At 70.9% G+C, this 14354-nt stretch carries 15 protein-coding genes; 6 read left to right on the top strand and 9 right to left on the bottom strand.

The genetic code is table 11. The features are described from left to right. Positions 1 to 297 (top strand): hypothetical protein, encoded by a 297-nt coding sequence (locus tag QMK34_RS24510; protein ID WP_326416659.1) that lies wholly within the window; start codon positions 1 to 3, stop codon positions 295 to 297. Positions 298 to 365: 68 nt separating this feature from the next. Then, positions 366 to 1259, top strand: a complete 894-nt coding sequence (locus tag QMK34_RS24515) for an XRE family transcriptional regulator (RefSeq protein ID WP_326416660.1) — start codon at positions 366 to 368, stop codon at positions 1257 to 1259. A 147-nt stretch (positions 1260 to 1406) separates the two neighbouring features. On the opposite strand, the gene QMK34_RS24520 is transcribed toward QMK34_RS24515, so the two are convergent. The 5 genes from QMK34_RS24520 to QMK34_RS24540 form a co-directional block, all read right to left on the bottom strand. Beyond that, entirely contained in the window at positions 1407 to 1727 is a 321-nt protein-coding gene (locus QMK34_RS24520) for a hypothetical protein (protein ID WP_326416661.1), read from the bottom strand. A 56-nt stretch (positions 1728 to 1783) separates the two neighbouring features. Beyond that, entirely contained in the window at positions 1784 to 3607 is a 1824-nt protein-coding gene (locus QMK34_RS24525) for a proprotein convertase P-domain-containing protein (RefSeq protein ID WP_326416662.1), read from the bottom strand. Positions 3608 to 3713: 106 nt separating this feature from the next. Beyond that, on the bottom strand, positions 3714 to 5315 hold the full coding sequence (locus QMK34_RS24530) for a glycoside hydrolase family 13 protein (protein WP_326416663.1): 1602 nt from the start codon (positions 5313 to 5315) through the stop codon (positions 3714 to 3716). After that, on the bottom strand, positions 5315 to 5710 hold the full coding sequence (locus tag QMK34_RS24535; RefSeq protein WP_326416664.1) for a globin: 396 nt from the start codon (positions 5708 to 5710) through the stop codon (positions 5315 to 5317). The genes QMK34_RS24530 and QMK34_RS24535 overlap by 1 nt, the downstream gene beginning before the upstream one ends. 32 nt (positions 5711 to 5742) lie before the next feature. Next, positions 5743 to 6717: a mechanosensitive ion channel family protein gene (locus QMK34_RS24540; RefSeq protein ID WP_326416665.1), complete on the bottom strand. Its 975-nt coding sequence runs from the start codon at positions 6715 to 6717 to the stop codon at positions 5743 to 5745. Positions 6718 to 7082: 365 nt separating this feature from the next. Between QMK34_RS24540 and QMK34_RS24545 the strand changes: the two genes are divergently transcribed. Further along, on the top strand, positions 7083 to 7577 hold the full coding sequence (locus QMK34_RS24545; protein WP_326416666.1) for an HNH endonuclease: 495 nt from the start codon (positions 7083 to 7085) through the stop codon (positions 7575 to 7577). A 103-nt stretch (positions 7578 to 7680) separates the two neighbouring features. Here the strand turns inward: QMK34_RS24545 and QMK34_RS24550 are convergent, their stop codons facing one another. Next, positions 7681 to 8214 carry a hypothetical protein gene (locus QMK34_RS24550; RefSeq protein WP_326416667.1) on the bottom strand — a complete coding sequence of 178 codons (534 nt, stop codon included), beginning with the start codon at positions 8212 to 8214 and terminating at the stop codon, positions 7681 to 7683. Between the two features lie 299 nt (positions 8215 to 8513). On the opposite strand from QMK34_RS24550, the gene ctaJ reads away from it, so the two are divergent. After that, positions 8514 to 8771 carry an aa3-type cytochrome oxidase subunit CtaJ gene (gene ctaJ / locus QMK34_RS24555; RefSeq protein ID WP_326416668.1) on the top strand — a complete coding sequence of 86 codons (258 nt, stop codon included), beginning with the start codon at positions 8514 to 8516 and terminating at the stop codon, positions 8769 to 8771. Further along, entirely contained in the window at positions 8758 to 9243 is a 486-nt protein-coding gene (locus tag QMK34_RS24560; protein ID WP_326416669.1) for a DUF5130 family protein, read from the top strand. Before ctaJ ends, QMK34_RS24560 begins: the two co-directional genes overlap by 14 nt. Before the next feature lie 121 nt (positions 9244 to 9364). On the opposite strand, the gene pepN is transcribed toward QMK34_RS24560, so the two are convergent. Further along, entirely contained in the window at positions 9365 to 11935 is a 2571-nt protein-coding gene (gene pepN, locus QMK34_RS24565; protein ID WP_326416670.1) for an aminopeptidase N, read from the bottom strand. Positions 11936 to 12126: 191 nt separating this feature from the next. Here pepN and QMK34_RS24570 point away from each other — a divergent pair, with 191 nt between their 5' ends. After that, complete coding sequence (locus QMK34_RS24570; RefSeq protein ID WP_326416671.1) at positions 12127 to 12744, top strand: mycothiol-dependent nitroreductase Rv2466c family protein; 618 nt, start codon at positions 12127 to 12129, stop codon at positions 12742 to 12744. Here QMK34_RS24570 and QMK34_RS24575 read toward each other — a convergent pair. After that, complete coding sequence (locus tag QMK34_RS24575) at positions 12737 to 13567, bottom strand: MBL fold metallo-hydrolase (protein ID WP_326416672.1); 831 nt, start codon at positions 13565 to 13567, stop codon at positions 12737 to 12739. The two genes, QMK34_RS24570 and QMK34_RS24575, sit on opposite strands and share 8 nt — an antisense overlap. Next, positions 13564 to 14310 carry a 2-phosphosulfolactate phosphatase gene (locus tag QMK34_RS24580; protein WP_326416673.1) on the bottom strand — a complete coding sequence of 249 codons (747 nt, stop codon included), beginning with the start codon at positions 14308 to 14310 and terminating at the stop codon, positions 13564 to 13566. The genes QMK34_RS24575 and QMK34_RS24580 overlap by 4 nt, the downstream gene beginning before the upstream one ends. Positions 14311 to 14354: the final 44 nt, after the last annotated feature.

A 14354-nucleotide genomic window follows, 5' to 3' on the forward strand; every position in this document is an offset into this window, starting at 1 on the left:
ATGACCGAGCGCGAGCAGGACGGTGTCGATCCGACCGCGGAGTTCCTCGCCGAGGTCCGGCCGGAGGAGACGCCCTGGCGTACCGAGCGGCCGCCGGAGGCGGAACCAGGGCACGCCGAGTACACCGAGGTCGCGGGCCGTCCCGAGAAGTGGCGGCGGACGAAGACCGCGGGCCGGGTCGCCGGGCAGGTGGCCCCGTACGTCCAGGCCGCCGCGGTGGTCGGCTGGATCGCCAGCAGCTCCTTCGGCGACGGCGGTGGCGACAGTGGTGGTGACGACAGTGGTGGTGGCGGCTAGCCCGGTCGCGGGCAAGCTCCCGACCATCGGGGCTAGGCGCGCGAAGTCGACCCGCCTACCGTGCTGACATGGTCGGTGGTGCTGCTTTCGCGGACGCGCTACGCGGCGCCATCGAGGCGCGCGGGCTCGGCTTGGGCCGCATCCGGGAACGGCTCGCCCACGATGGGATCTCGGTCAGTCTCGCCACGTTGAGCTACTGGCAGAGCGGCCGCAGCCGCCCGGAGCGCCACTCCTCACTGAAAGCGGTCGCCCGGCTGGAGTATGTGCTCGAGCTGCCCAGTGGCGCGTTGTCCGGCCTGCTGCCTCCGCCGCGGCGGCGCGGGCGCTGGGTGAACGAGAGCGCGGACAAGGTGGACCTGTGCGCGTTCTGGCCGCGGGCCGAGCAGATCGCCGCGATGACGGCCGAGGTCGACACCCGGTGGGACGAGCGGCTCACCCGGCTCAGCCAGCACGACCGGGTGACGGTCGGGCCCGACGGGGGAGAGCGGTCGTACGTCTCCCGGCAGGTGTTGCGGGCCGAGGCGGACGGTCCCGACCGCTGGGTGGTCATCCTGCACCTCGACGAGCACGACCGGCCGGTGCCCGTGGTGCGCGCGCTGCGCAACTGCCGGGTCGGGCGCGTGGTGGCCCGGCCCGAGGACGGCCTGGTCGTCGCCGAGCTGCTCTTCGCCCGGCCGTTGCGGCGCGGGGAAACGGTGATCACCGAGCACGAGCTGGTCAACGAAGGACCGGCGCCGCGCGACGGCAACTACGAGCGCAAGTTCCGGCTGCCCGTCCGTGAGTACGTGCTGGAGATCGGTTTCGACCCGGGCCGGATACCGGCCAGGGTCACCAGGTTCGTGCGTGGGGACGACGGCACCGAGCAGGCCGAGGACGTCTCGCTGGACGGCGGACACGAGGTGCACGGCGTCGCGTTGAGCTTCGGGCCCGGTTACTACGGCTTCCGCTGGGAGTGGGACTAGCGCGTGTCTGGCAAGTCAAGTTCGCGGTCTTCGCGCCCAGGCGGCCCCTGGCGGCACGGGGCGCGACCCGGTACGAGGGTCGGCGCCCCGCACCGCCAGGAACCACCTGAATCACGAAGCCCATCGAACAGAATTACCAGACACGCCCTAGGGCAGCGCCGCCCGGATCGCCCACCGGAGTGAGGTCACGCTCGGCGGGCCTTGCCTGCCCGCGGCGGGCGGCACGATCCACCGCGGAGTCGTCGGTATCGGCTGCGCGGCCAGGTAGCGCACGCCGGGCGGCGCGAGCACGCGATCCGGCTCGAGGTCGCCGAGCTCGGTGAGGAACAGCCAGCGGCCGGGCAGCCGGGTGAGGACCAGGACGGGCCCGAGCAGGCCGTGCATCGAGAGGTGGTGGGCAACTTCGCCCGCCCAGCTGGTCGGCACGGCGAAGCCGGACACGGTGGCGCAGGGAATCATGACGGTCATGAGGTGCTCCGGGCAAGGTGGGGGCGCCGGACGTCGGCCCGGCGCCCCCACGAGGGTCAAAGGGTGATCGACCAGCCGCTCAACGTGCCGGTGTCGCCCGGCCCGTTGTCGCCGATCCGCAGCGTCCAGGTGCCCGCCGCCTGCTCGTTCGCCGTCACGGAGAACGTCTTGCCGGACTGGAACGGGTGGCAGGTCGTGCCGCCGTAGCGCTGCAGCGGGTACGCCCGGCCCGAAGGCGAGACCAGGGTGATGTTGAGGTCCTCGGTGCAGGTGTGCGTCGCGTTCACCTGCACCGAGACCGGGCTGACCGCGGTGCCGGTCGCGGTCGACTTGAGTGCGCTCGTGGTCACCTGGAAGTCCCGGATCGGGAAGCTCGTGGTGCTGGTGAACACGCGTCCGCCGGTGTCACCCGGGCTGGTGCGCGCGCTGACGGCCGCGCTGGCCGCCGAGGCGTTCCCGGCCGCGTCGCGGGCCTTGACCGTGAACGAGTACGCGGTGTCCGCGGTGAGCCCGCTGACCGTGGCGGAGGTCGTGCTCACCGAGGTCGCCAGTGCGGCGCCCTGGTAGACGTCGTAGCCGGTCACGCCGACGTTGTCGGTCGAGGCGTCCCAGGCCAGCGAGACACTGGCCGAGGTGGCACCGGTGGAGCGGAGGTTCGCCGGGACGCTCGGCGCGGCGGTGTCGTCGCCCCCGCCACCGCCGGTGAGCAGGGTCAGCGACCACTTGCGCAGCGCTTCGTTGACCGGCTGGAAGATCGACTGGTCGTCCGCCCCGCCGGGGCTGCACGAGGATGCGCCGCCCGAGTGCAGGCCGAGCGCCTTGTCCCCGGCCAGCCACGCGCCGCCGGAGTCCCCGCCGAGCGAGCAGGCCGTGGTCGTGGCCAGCCCGTCGACGATCGTGTTGTTGCCGTAGTCGATGGTCTGCTCGACCGCGGTCACCTTGCCGCACTGCCAGTGGGAGGTGTTGCCGGAGTGGCACACGGCCTGGCCGACCAGCGGCTCGGTCGAGCCGGTGACGGTGACGGCGGCGCCGCCCCAGGTGTTCACCGCGGGGGAGGTGGTCCAGCCGGCCTCGGTGACCGAGACCATGCCCATGTCACCCTCGTGGGCGTTCACGCTGTGCGTGCCGCCGACGTTGGACGTGCCCAGCTTGTTCTGCTGGCCGCTGGCGCCGTACGCGGCCTGGTTCGCGTCGTTCGTGCAGTGCCCGGCGGTGACGAACACCTTGGCACCGCTCGAATCCGTCGCGGGGAAGCCGGTCGAGCAGTTGGACTCGCCGCCCGGCCACCAGGGATCGCCCGGATGCAGCGCGCCCGACTGCTGGACCGGCGCGGAGGTCACGTCGCGGATCCGCACGCCGTCACCCAGCGCGGCGAGCGCGGACAGGGAGGACCGCGGTGCCACGGCCCGGTTCACCCGGACCGTCACGGTGTTGGACTCCGCGTCGACGCCCCAGCCGGTCACCCCCGCCACGTGCCCGCCGACGAGTTTCGTGACCGCCGCGTTCAACCGGGCGAGTTCGGCGCGGTCACGTGCGACCAATACCGGCCGCGCGCCGGCCGCGCGGGCGGCGTTCGCGGCCGTTTCGCTGGTGACCGCGACTGACAGTTTCCCGGTTTTTTCGTCGAACCATTTTCCGGCCAGTTGCGAGGTCAGTGCGGTGGGAAGAGCCGCGGCGATCTGCTGTGCCTGATCCTGCTGCTGGAGCCGGGTGCGGGCCTGATCGGTGCTCAGGTGCAGGTCACGGGCAATGCCGTCGACCGCCGCGGGTGGTTGTCCCGGCTGCGTCGGCTGGGCCGCCGACGAGCCCTGAGTCAGTGAGAGGACGGGCAGGAGAGCCGCGGCTCCCGCGAGAAGGAAAATTCTGGTGCCTTGACGCATACGTTTTCTCCTTGAGCCTGAATGGCGCGGGGAAATGAGCGTAAAAGGCAGACGTCGCTATGTGGAATGGTTCGGAATGGTTAACTGTTAACTGTCGGGAAAGAGTTCACACCAGCCAGGCGGCGGCGTCCGGCGGCAGCTTCCGGCCGGTCAGCGGGACGCTCGAGAGCAGGATCTCGCCCGGCGGCAGCGTGATCGGGCTCGCCGAGGTGTTCAGCGCGCAGACCAGCCCGCCCCCGGTGCGGCGGAAGGCGAAACAGCCGGCGGGCGCGCCGTACCACTCGATTTCCTCGCCGCGGAAGGCACTGTGCTGCTTGCGGAGGTCCAGCGCCCGCCGGTAGAGCGACAGCGTGGACTCCTCGTCCTCCAGCTGGGCCTCCACGGTGAGCTCCGCCCAGTCGCCGGGCATCGGCAGCCAGGTGTGCGGGGTGCGCGAGAAGCCGAACGGCGGCAGTGTCCCCTCCCACGGGATCGGCACCCGCGCCGCGTCCCGCCCGAAGGCCGCGCCCGCCGTCTTCACCCGGGGATCGGCGAGCGCTTCGGGCGGCAGGTCGACGTCGCCCAGCCCGAGTTCCTCGCCGTTGTAGAGGTAGACCGTGCCCGGCAGCGCCAGCTCGACCAGCGCCATCGCCCGCGCCCGGCGGACGCCCGGTGCGCCGCCGCCGTAGCGGCTGACCTGCCGGTGGACGTCGTGGTTGCTCAACGTCCAGGTCGCCGGGGCGCCGGTCGCCGCCGGGACGGTCAGCGAGCGGTCGATCGCCAGCCGTAGCGCGTCGGCGTCGAAATGCGTCATGACCAAGCGGAAGTTGAAGGCCAGGTGCAGCTCGTCCGGCCGCAGGTACCGGGCGAGGCGCTCCTCGTCGCTGACCCAGATCTCGCCGACGGCCATCGCCTCGGGGTACTCGTCGAGCACCTTGCGGATCATCTGGTGGATCTCGTGCACGCGGTCGTTGTCGAACCGCGGGTCGTAGAACTCGCCGCTGCCCTGCGCGGTCACGCGCGGATCCATGTCCGGCAGGCCCGGCGGCTTGGCCATGCCGTGCGCGACGTCGATGCGGAAGCCGTCGACGCCGTGGTCGAGCCAGAACCGCAGCGTCTTCTCGAGGTCGGCGTGGATCTCGTGGTTGGTCCAGTTCAGGTCCGGCTGCTGCGGCGCGAACAGGTGCAGGTACCACTGCCCGTCGGGCACCCGGGTCCAGGCGGGCCCGCCGAACGCGCTGACCCAGTTGTTCGGCGGCGTCTCGCCGCGGGTGCCCAGCCCGTCGCGGAAGATGTAGCGCTCGCGCTCGGGGCTGCCGGGGCTCGCCGCCATCGCCGACTTGAACCACGGGTGCAGGTTGCTGGTGTGGTTGGGCACCAGGTCGATGGTGACCTTGATCCCGCGTTTGTGCGCCTCGGTGAGCAGCACGTCGAAGTCCCCGAGTGTGCCAAACATCGGGTCCACGCCTCGCGGGTCGGCCACGTCGTATCCGTGGTCGGCCATCGGCGAGGGATAGAACGGCGTCAGCCACAGCGCGTCGACGCCCAGCAGCTCCAGGTAGCCGAGCTTGCCCCGGATGCCCTCCAGATCGCCGACGCCGTCGCCGTCCGAATCGGCGAACGAGCGTACGTAGATCTGGTAGAACACCGCGTCACGCCACCACGCCGACCGCGCCGCCCCCGCGGGCCGCGGCGGTCGCCCGGCGCGGCCACCGGGCGCCCGTCTCATCACACGAAGCTGTTCATCATGCTGTGCGCCGCCATCTCCAGGTACGCCCACAGCTGCTCGCGGTACTGCTCATCGAGGCCTTCCTCGTCGACCGCCACCCGCATCGCGCGCAGCCAGGCGTCGCGTTCGATCGGGCCGATCTTGAACGGGTTGTGCCGCATCCGCAGCCGCGGGTGCCCGCGGTTGTCGGAGTAGGTGTGCGGGCCGCCCCAGTACTGGATGAGGAACAGCCGGAACCGCTCCTCGGCCGGGCCGAGGTCCTCCTCCGGGTACAGCGGCCGCAGCACCTCGTCGGTGGCGACCTCGGCGTAGAACCGCCCGACGATCCGGCGGAACGTGGGTTCACCGCCGACGGCCTCGTAGAAGGTCGCCGGTTCGCCTGCTGGACCGCTCACTGCTGACACCTCTCCATCTTGCCCCGTGTCCGCTACTTCTCGGCGTTCGGTGCCGACATGAAACGCCCCAGCGGTGGATCGAAGCCCTCTTCCTCCAGGGTCGCGAGCAGCAGCGCGCGCAGCGCCCGCTGGACGGCCCACTGCTTGCCGGGCCGCACCTTGACCGTCATCCGCAGCTGGATGCCTTCCGGCGTCACGCTTTCGACGCCCAGCATGTCCGGCGGGCCGAGGACGCTGCCGGACAGCGCGTCGCCCTTCACCCCCTGGGTGGCGGCTTCGGTCATCAACTTGCTCGCGCGCTCGACGTCGGCGGAGTAGCTGAGCGGGACGTCGACCACGGCGACCGCGAAGCCCTGGCTGGAGTTGCCGACGCGCAGCACCTCGCCGTTGCGCATGTACCAGACCGTGCCTTTGATGTCACGCAAGGTCGTGATGCGCAGGCCGACCGCTTCGACCGTGCCGGTGGCCTCGCCGAAGTCGACGACGTCGCCGACGCCGTACTGGTCCTCGATCATCATGAAGATGCCGGAAAGGAAGTCACGCACGAGGTTCTGCGCGCCGAAACCGAGCGCGACCCCCACGATGCCCGCCGAGGCGATGATCGGCGCGAGGTTGATGCCCAGCTCGCCCAGCACCAGGATGAACGCCAGCCCGTAGATGAGGAACGTGGACATCGACCTCAGGACCGAGCCGATGGTCGTCGCGCGCTGACGGCGGCGTTCGATCACCGCCTGGCCGAGCATCTCGGGCGCGCGCTCGCGCAGGGGGCGCAGCAGGGTCGGGAGCTTGCCACCCCGGGGGATCGTGGTGACGCGGTTGATCAGGCGCCGGGTCAGGTAGCGCACGAAGAAGGCGATCACCAGGATCAGGATGATCCGCAGGGGCTTGGTGACCAGCCAGCCCGCCGATCCGGCGAGCCAGTTGTTGTGCGTCATGTCGTACACCTGATAACACAGGGTGCTGGCGTCCCTGATGCAGGTCGGCGGCTCGGTGGGCAGCAGGTTCACGTGGAGAGACTGTCCTTCCGTCGGCTCGGTTCACCCAACTTCAAGTGGATGTTGGGTCGCGGGCATGTGACACGTCATGTAACACACGTGCACTTTGGGCCTGATCTGTGGTCGACTATGCCTGCACCGGTGGAGGTGGTCGAGTGCCAGACCGACAACCCATCCCCCTCGGCGCCCCGAGCCAAGCCTTGGCCGGACAGGCGCCGGAGGTCGTTCTCTGTGCCTACCCGGGAGGATCCCCGCCCAGCGGGGTCCCGGCGGGAGGGCCCGGAGCGCGGCCAGGGGGTGTATCCCGTCCGCCCGGACAGCGTAGAGGTCGCGAGTCCGGGACCGCCGCGGCACCCTCGTGGGGCCGGCGGCGGGTATTGCTGCTCAACGCCACATTCGAGCCGCTCACGGCGCTGCCCCTGCGGCGTGCTGTGGTGCTCGTCATGTGCGGGAAGGCCGAAGTCGTGCACGGCGATCCGGCGGGGCAGCAGCTGCATGCCGCGTCCGTCTCGCTCCCGGTCCCCTCGGTGATCAGGCTGAGTACCTACGTCCGGGTTCCGTACCGGGCACAGGTGCCGCTCACCAGGGCCGGGCTGATGCACCGCGACCGGTACCGCTGCGCCTACTGCGGGGGGCGGGCCGAGACCATCGACCACGTGCTGCCCCGCAGCCGCGGCGGCCCGCACACCTGGCAGAACTGCGTCGCGTGCTGCGCGAAGTGCAACCACCGCAAGGCCGACCGGCTCCTCTCGGAGATCGGCTGGCGGCTGCGCGTGGTGCCGAGGGCGCCGCACGGGCCGCACTGGCGGCTGCTCGCGCATTCCAAGGAGGCCGACCCGCTGTGGCGGCCTTATCTCGGTTCCGCGGCCTGACCGGGTCTTGAGACGTCGGCGCCCCGGCTGCCTGATTGGCGGCCGGGGGGAGCCGATGAACCGTGTTTCCCGCTGTCCTCAGGCCGTCGGCCTGCCGAACCGCTCAGGCGGCGAGGGCGAAGTCGCTCTGGAAGGTGACCCGCGTGCCCGCGGTGACGCGGGTGCCCCGCGTGACCCTGGTGCCCCGCGTGACCCGGGTGCCGCAGGTGACCCTCGTCCCGGCGGTGACGCGCGTTCCCCTGGTGACCCGCGTGCCGCGCGTGACCCTCGTCCCGGCCGTGACCCTGGTGCCCCGGGTGACCCTGGTGCCCCGGGTGACCCTGGTGCCCCGGGTGACCCTGGTGCCGCGCGTGACGCGGGTGCCCGCCGTGACCCTGGTGCCCATGGTGACCCTCGTGCCCATGGTGACCCTCGTGCCCGCCGTGACGCGCGTTCCGCGGGTGACCCTGGTGCCGCGGGTGACCCGCGTGCCGCAGGTGACGCGGGTGCCTGCGGTGACCCGTGTACCGCGAGTGACGCGTGTACCGCGAGTAACCCTTGTGCCCGCTGTCACCCTCGTACCGGGCGTCAAAACGACGCCGGTGAGTGACGAGATGTGGTCGAGGTTCGCTCGTGCGGGGGGCTGAGTGGTCTGCATGACTTGTCCTCCTGGGACCGGTGCGTTACCTGCTGGGGATGGGAGGCGGGGCGCAAGGCCCGTACAGGTGAAAAAGCTACGAGGATTTCAAGGACTCGACAAGATGACAGCGCCGGGTGCGGCCGCCTGTACGTTGAGTTGCAACCTTTCGGCCCGCTGTCCTTCGCCTTAACGTGCGAGTCGCGCTTCGGCAAGCGGCGGACGGCCTGTCTGCGACGGCGAACGGTCGGCCCGACCGGCCGGGCCCGATCGGCGGCGCGGGCGGGTGTGACGGCGGGCCATCAGATACGCTCAGCGGCGTGAACCTTGTCGAGACGATCGTGGTCTTCGCGGTGATCCCCCTGGCCATCTACGGCGCGGTCGGCTTGGCCACGCTGCGGAAGAAGTCGGCCGGTATCTCCCGGTACCGGCCGGGTCAGCCGTGGGAGTACCCGGCCATCTGGTGGAGCGCCAACCCCGAAGGGCTGAGCGCCGGGCACCCGCACGCGGGTGTGGACACTGTGGCGGCCTCCGATGCCGCCCCGACCGCCGCGGGAGGCGCTCGTGCCCAGTGGTGAACTGACCAGCCTGTCCACCACCGCGGACGGCGACCCCGGCTACGGGGCGGTCGTGACGGCCAGTGGACGGATCTCCGCCGCCAAGATGTACGAACCGGCTGCGCCGATCGGCCCATTCACGATCCAGCAGTTGGCCCGTCTCGACGAGGCGCTGACCTTCGCGAGCCGTGAGTCCGGCCTCGACTTCAGCCTCTACCTCGGTGAGCTCGGCGACGACAGCCGCGCCGGCGCGGAGAAGCTGCACGCCTCGACCGACAACCCCGCCGACTCGGTGCTGATCGCCGTCTCGCCCGCGGAGCGCGTCCTCGAGATCGTCACCGGCACCCGGGCCTTCGAACGGCTGCCCGACCGCGGCGCCAAGCTGACCGTGGCCAGCATGGTCGCCTCCTTCAAGGAGGGCGACCTGGTCGGCGGCCTGGTCAACGCCCTGCGCATGCTCAGCGACCAGGCGGGCCCGGCCCCGAAGTACTGACCGGCCCGGTCCCGTCCCGCGTCACTTTTGCGTTGAAGCATCAAGACTCTCGCGCGTGTCATGAAAGGGTCTTTCAGGGCAAAAATTGCCCTGAAAGACCCTTTCATGACACTTCGGACCCCTACACCTGCGCGTCGAACTCCCGCGCCGCGAGCGCCCGGACGATCCCGGCGCGGCCCTCGGACACGAGCCGCCGCAGCGCGGCCGGGCCGCTGTCGGCGGCCAGCCACTCGTCGGCCACCGTGACTGTGCCGGGCTCGACGGCCCAGGACGGGAAGAGGCCGACCACGGTCGGCTGGGCGCGCTCGCTGGAGCGGCGCTTCCAGACCTCGTCGATGACCTCGAAGTACTTCGCGACGTAGCCGCCGAGGAGGTTCTTCTGGCCGGGGTGCGAGAAGCCCGAGATGAGCGAGTCGCTGACCGCGTTGGGCAGCTCGTCGTCGTAGACCGAGCGCTGCCACGCGGCCGCCTTGGCCTCGGCCGTCGGCTGCAGCGCGCGTGACCGCTCCGCCTGCCGCCGCCCGGCCGCCGTGTCGTCGCCGCTCAGCTCGGCGTCGATCGCGTCCTCGCCGGTCTTGCCGTGCGAAACCAGCGCCTGCAGCAGCCGCCAGCGCAGGTCCGTGTCGACCGTGAGGCCCGCCAGTGGCGCCGAGCCGTCCAGCCAGCCGGCGATCGTGGACAGGGTCGTCTCGTCGAGGACGCAGCCCGCCAGCGCGTTGACGAACGTCAGCTGGTGGTCGGACTCCGGCTCGGCGGCCAGCGCCAGCTCCAGCACCCGGTCGGCGAACGCGGGCCAGCCCTGCTCGGCCGCCCACTTCGGCTCGGCGTAGGAGTTGAGGGCGGTCTGCGCCTGCAACAGCAGGCGGCCCACCACGCCGACCTCGCTCTCGCCGTGGATGCCGCGGGAGACCAGGGTGACGAAGTCGCGTGCCTTCAGCTCGGCCTCACGCGTCATCTCCCAGGCCGCGGACCAGCACAGCGTGCGCGGCAGCGGGTCGGTGAAGTCGGCGATCCGGTCGATCAGCGTGGTCAGCGAAAGCGGATCGAGCCGCATCGTGCAGTAGGTCAGGTCGTCGTCGTTGACCAGGACCAGCTTGCCCGCGGGCACGCCGACCAGCGCGGGCACCGCGGTGCGCTCGCCGTCGACGTCGAGCTCGACGCGATGGGTGCGCACGATCTTGCCGTCGGCGTCCTCGTCGTAGACCCCGACCGCCACGCGGTGGGTCCGGAGCTCGCCGGCACCCGGCTTGGCCCCGCTCTGCGCCACCGCGAACGAGGTGAAGGTGCCGTCGGCGCCGACCTCGTAGCGCGGGCTGAGCGAGTTCAGCCCGGTGGTCTCGAGCCACTGCGCGCTCCACCACGACAGGTCGCGCCCGGACGCCTCTTCCAGCGCGCCCAGCAGGTCCGACAGCGTCGCGTTACCCCACGCGTGCTTGCCGAAGTAGACCTTGAGCCCGTCGAGGAAGTGCTCGAGGCCGACGTAGGCGACGAGTTGCTTGAGCACGCTCGCGCCCTTGGCGTAGGTGATGCCGTCGAAGTTCACCTCGACCGCGTGCAGGTCGACGATGTCCGCGGCGATCGGGTGCGTCGAGGGCAGCTGGTCCTGGCGGTACGCCCAGGCCTTCTCGATGTTGGCGAAGCTGGTCCACGCGTTCTTGTACTCGGTCGCCTCGGCCTGCGCGAGCACGCTGGCGAAGGTCGCGAACGACTCGTTCAGCCACAGGTCGTCCCACCAGCGCATGGTGACCAGGTCGCCGAACCACATGTGCGCCATCTCGTGCAGCAGCGTCTCGGCGCGGCGCTCGTAGGAGTAGCGGGTGACGCGGCTGCGGAAGACGTAGTCCTCCAGGAACGTGACGGCGCCGGCGTTCTCCATCGCGCCCGCGTTGAACTCCGGCACGAACAGCTGGTCGTACTTGGAGAACGGGTACGGGGTGGCGAAACTCTGGTGGTAGAAGCCGAAACCCTGCTTGGTCTCGGCGAAGAGCTTGTCCGCGTCCATGTGCGCGGCCAGGGAGGCGCGGCAGTAGATGCCCAGCGGGATGGTGCGGTGCGCGTCACTGAACTCGTCGCGCCACTCGGCGAACGGCCCGGTGATCAGGGCCACCAGATAGGTGGAGATCCGCTCGGACTCCTTGAACACCGTCCGCACGGCGCCTTCCGGAGTCTCTTCCGCGGAGTCGGCGAGCGCGTTCGAGACGATCTTCCAGTCCTTCGGCGCGACGACGGTCAGCCGGTACACCGACTTGAGGTCGGGCTGGTCGAAGCAGGCGAACACGCGCTTGGCGTCGGCCGTCTCGAACTGCGTGTACAGGTAGACGCCGTCGTCGACCGGGTCGACGAACCGGTGCAGGCCCTCGCCGGTGTTCATGTAGCGGCAGTCCGCCTCGACGACCAGCTCGTTGGCGGCCGCGAGTCCGGGCAGGGGCAGACCGTCGTCCTCGACGTACCCGCTGACGTCCAGTGCGGCGCCGTTGAGCGTGGCGGAGCGGACGGACTCGGCGATGAGGTCGATCCACGACGACGCGCCGGCGCTGTCGCTGGAGAACCGGATCGTGGTTTTCGACGGGAAAGTCTTCTCGCCGGGTCCGCCGCGGCCGTCGGTCAGGTCCAGCTCGATGTCGTAGGACTCGACTTCCAGCAGGTCTGCACGCTGCTTGGCTTGGTCGCGGGTCAGGTTCGGGGCGGGCACGGGCACCTCTGGTCGTTGGCATCGGTTATCGGTAGGAGCTGCTGGCATCCAATCATGCACGCCTGCCGGGTGACGACGGGGAACAAGCGTGCCCGCCGCACTGTTGGCTGCCACTGTGGGCGGTGTCGTGGGCGGCGGTGTGCCGATCGGCGCCGCCCGGCAGTGCCGTCCAGTTCTGACAGGGAGAACCGATGACCGCAGCATCCGAGACCACCAGGGTCGACTTCTACTTCGACCCGATGTGCCCCTTCGCCTGGATCACCTCCCGGTGGATCCTCGAGGTCGAGAAGCAGCGTGACCTCGATCTGCACTTCCGCGTGATGAGCCTGGCCGTGCTCAACGAGGGCCGGGACGAGCTGCCCGAGCAGTACAAGGAGTTCCTCGCGATGGCCTGGGGCCCGGTCCGCGTGGCGATCGCGCTCGCCCAGGCCAAGGGGGAGGACGCGCTGCGCGAGTACTACACCGAGTTCGGCACCCGGTTCCACCACGACGGCGAGGGCGACCGCTCCATCGTGCTCAAGGAGGTCCTGGACGCGATCGGGGCGCCCGAGCTGCTCGCGGCGGCGGACTCGACCGAGTACGACGAGGCGCTGAGGAAGAGCCACCACGAGGGTATGGACCCGGTCGGCATGGAGGTCGGCACGCCGACCCTGCACATCGGCGGCGTCGCGTTCTTCGGCCCGGTGCTCACTTCCATCCCGCGCGGCGAGGACGCCGTCAAGATCTTCGACGGCGCCCGCGCGCTGGCCGCCTACCCCGACTTCTTCGAGCTCAAGCGGACCCGCACGGGCGAGCTGAACTTCAAGTAGGGCTGGGCGTCGCGGCCCCCGCGAGGGCCGCGCGCGTCACGTCCGCCGGGTACGGCGAGCGGTCGAGAGCGTCGTCGACGGCGAGTTCTCCCGCCTCGACGGCGCCCTTGAGCTCGACGACCCGCACCAGGCCGTCCCGGTGCTTCGCCACGTAGGCCGCGTCGACCGGGTCACCGTGGCCCGGCACGACGACGCGGGGCGAGAGCGCCAGGATCGCGTCGAGCGCGTGCGGCCAGCCGGTGAGGTCGGTGTCGGTGCCGAACGAGTCGGCGGTGAAGCCGTGCGGGCCGTGCTCCACGGTGTCGCCCGCGAACACGACCCCGGCGTCCGGCACGTGCACGACGAGGTCGTGGCCGGTGTGCGCGGGGCCGGGGTGGGCCAGTGTCACGGTCCGGCCGCCGAGATCGAGGGTGGTTTCGGTGCTCAGCAGCCGGTTCGGCGGCGTGATGGTGGTGTTTTCGAGCGATTCGGCGATGTCCGGCTTGCCCTCCGCGCGGTAACTCGCGATGCGCAGGTGGCGGGCGTTTTCGCCGTCGGCGGCCAGCTCCGCGGCGCAGCCTTCGTGCGCCCAGACGTCGCAGGGCAGGAACGGCGTCGTGCCGAAGCAGTGGTCGAAATGCGCGTGGGTGTAGACCAGCGTCCACGGCAGCACGGTGAGTTCCCGGACGGCGGCGGCGAGTTCCGCGCCCTGCACGGCGTCGCCGCGGCTGTCGACCACCAGGCAGCGTCGCGTGCCGAGCACGAGGCCGATGGTGAGGTCCAGCTCGCCGTAGCGGCGCGCGTGCACCCCGTCGGCGATGTCGATCCAGCGTCCGTCCGTCATGCGGGTGCCAGCACTCCTCCGGTCAGTGCCGGGGCGATCCGGCTCACGTCGTGTTCGGCCGCGAGGGTGACGTCGTTGCCGTGTCCCGCGGCGGCCAGTTCCCGGCCGGACGCGCAGTGCGTGAGCGCGGACGACAGGTCCGTCACGCCGAAAGCGGCCGCCGCCAGTGCGGCCTCGGCCGAGAGAGAACGGCCGTGTGCCGCCAGCGCGGCCGCGATGGCGCCCGCGCCGAGCTGATCCTCGACGGCGGGACGGAGCGGACCGAACTCGCCTTTGTCGCTCAGGAGGTCGATTCCCCAGCGTTCACCCGCCGGGATGACCCCGATCGGGCCGCCTTCGGCGAGCCGGTGCGCCGCCGCGGCGACGGCGGTGACGTTGCGCAGGCAGCCCGCGAGCACGCGGGCACCGGTCGTGGCCGCGGCGGCGCACAGCGTCGCGCCGTTGGGGGAGGGGAGAGCGAGCAGCGTCCCCGCTGGGATCTTCGTCACTGAAGACGGCCGCAGCGTCCAGGCGCCTTCTCCGGCCAGAGTCGCTCCGGCGGCCTTCGCGGCGTCGGAGCCTCGCTGATCGCGCCAGCGGACCGGCAGCACCTTCACGTCACGGCCGAGCACGAGATCCACGGTGGTGGAGAAGGAAAGTACGTCGACGATCACCAGGACGGCACAGCCGCGGCCGAGTTCGGCCACCCCTTCGGCGCCCCATTCGAGGCGCACGTCGGCGCCGTCCTGCCCCCAGATGTCCACCCCCACAGCATGCCCGACACCGGCGGTGATGGCAGACTCGCCGC

The organism is Amycolatopsis sp. H20-H5, assembly GCF_035828755.1.
In the GTDB taxonomy this organism is placed as follows: domain Bacteria; phylum Actinomycetota; class Actinomycetes; order Mycobacteriales; family Pseudonocardiaceae; genus Amycolatopsis.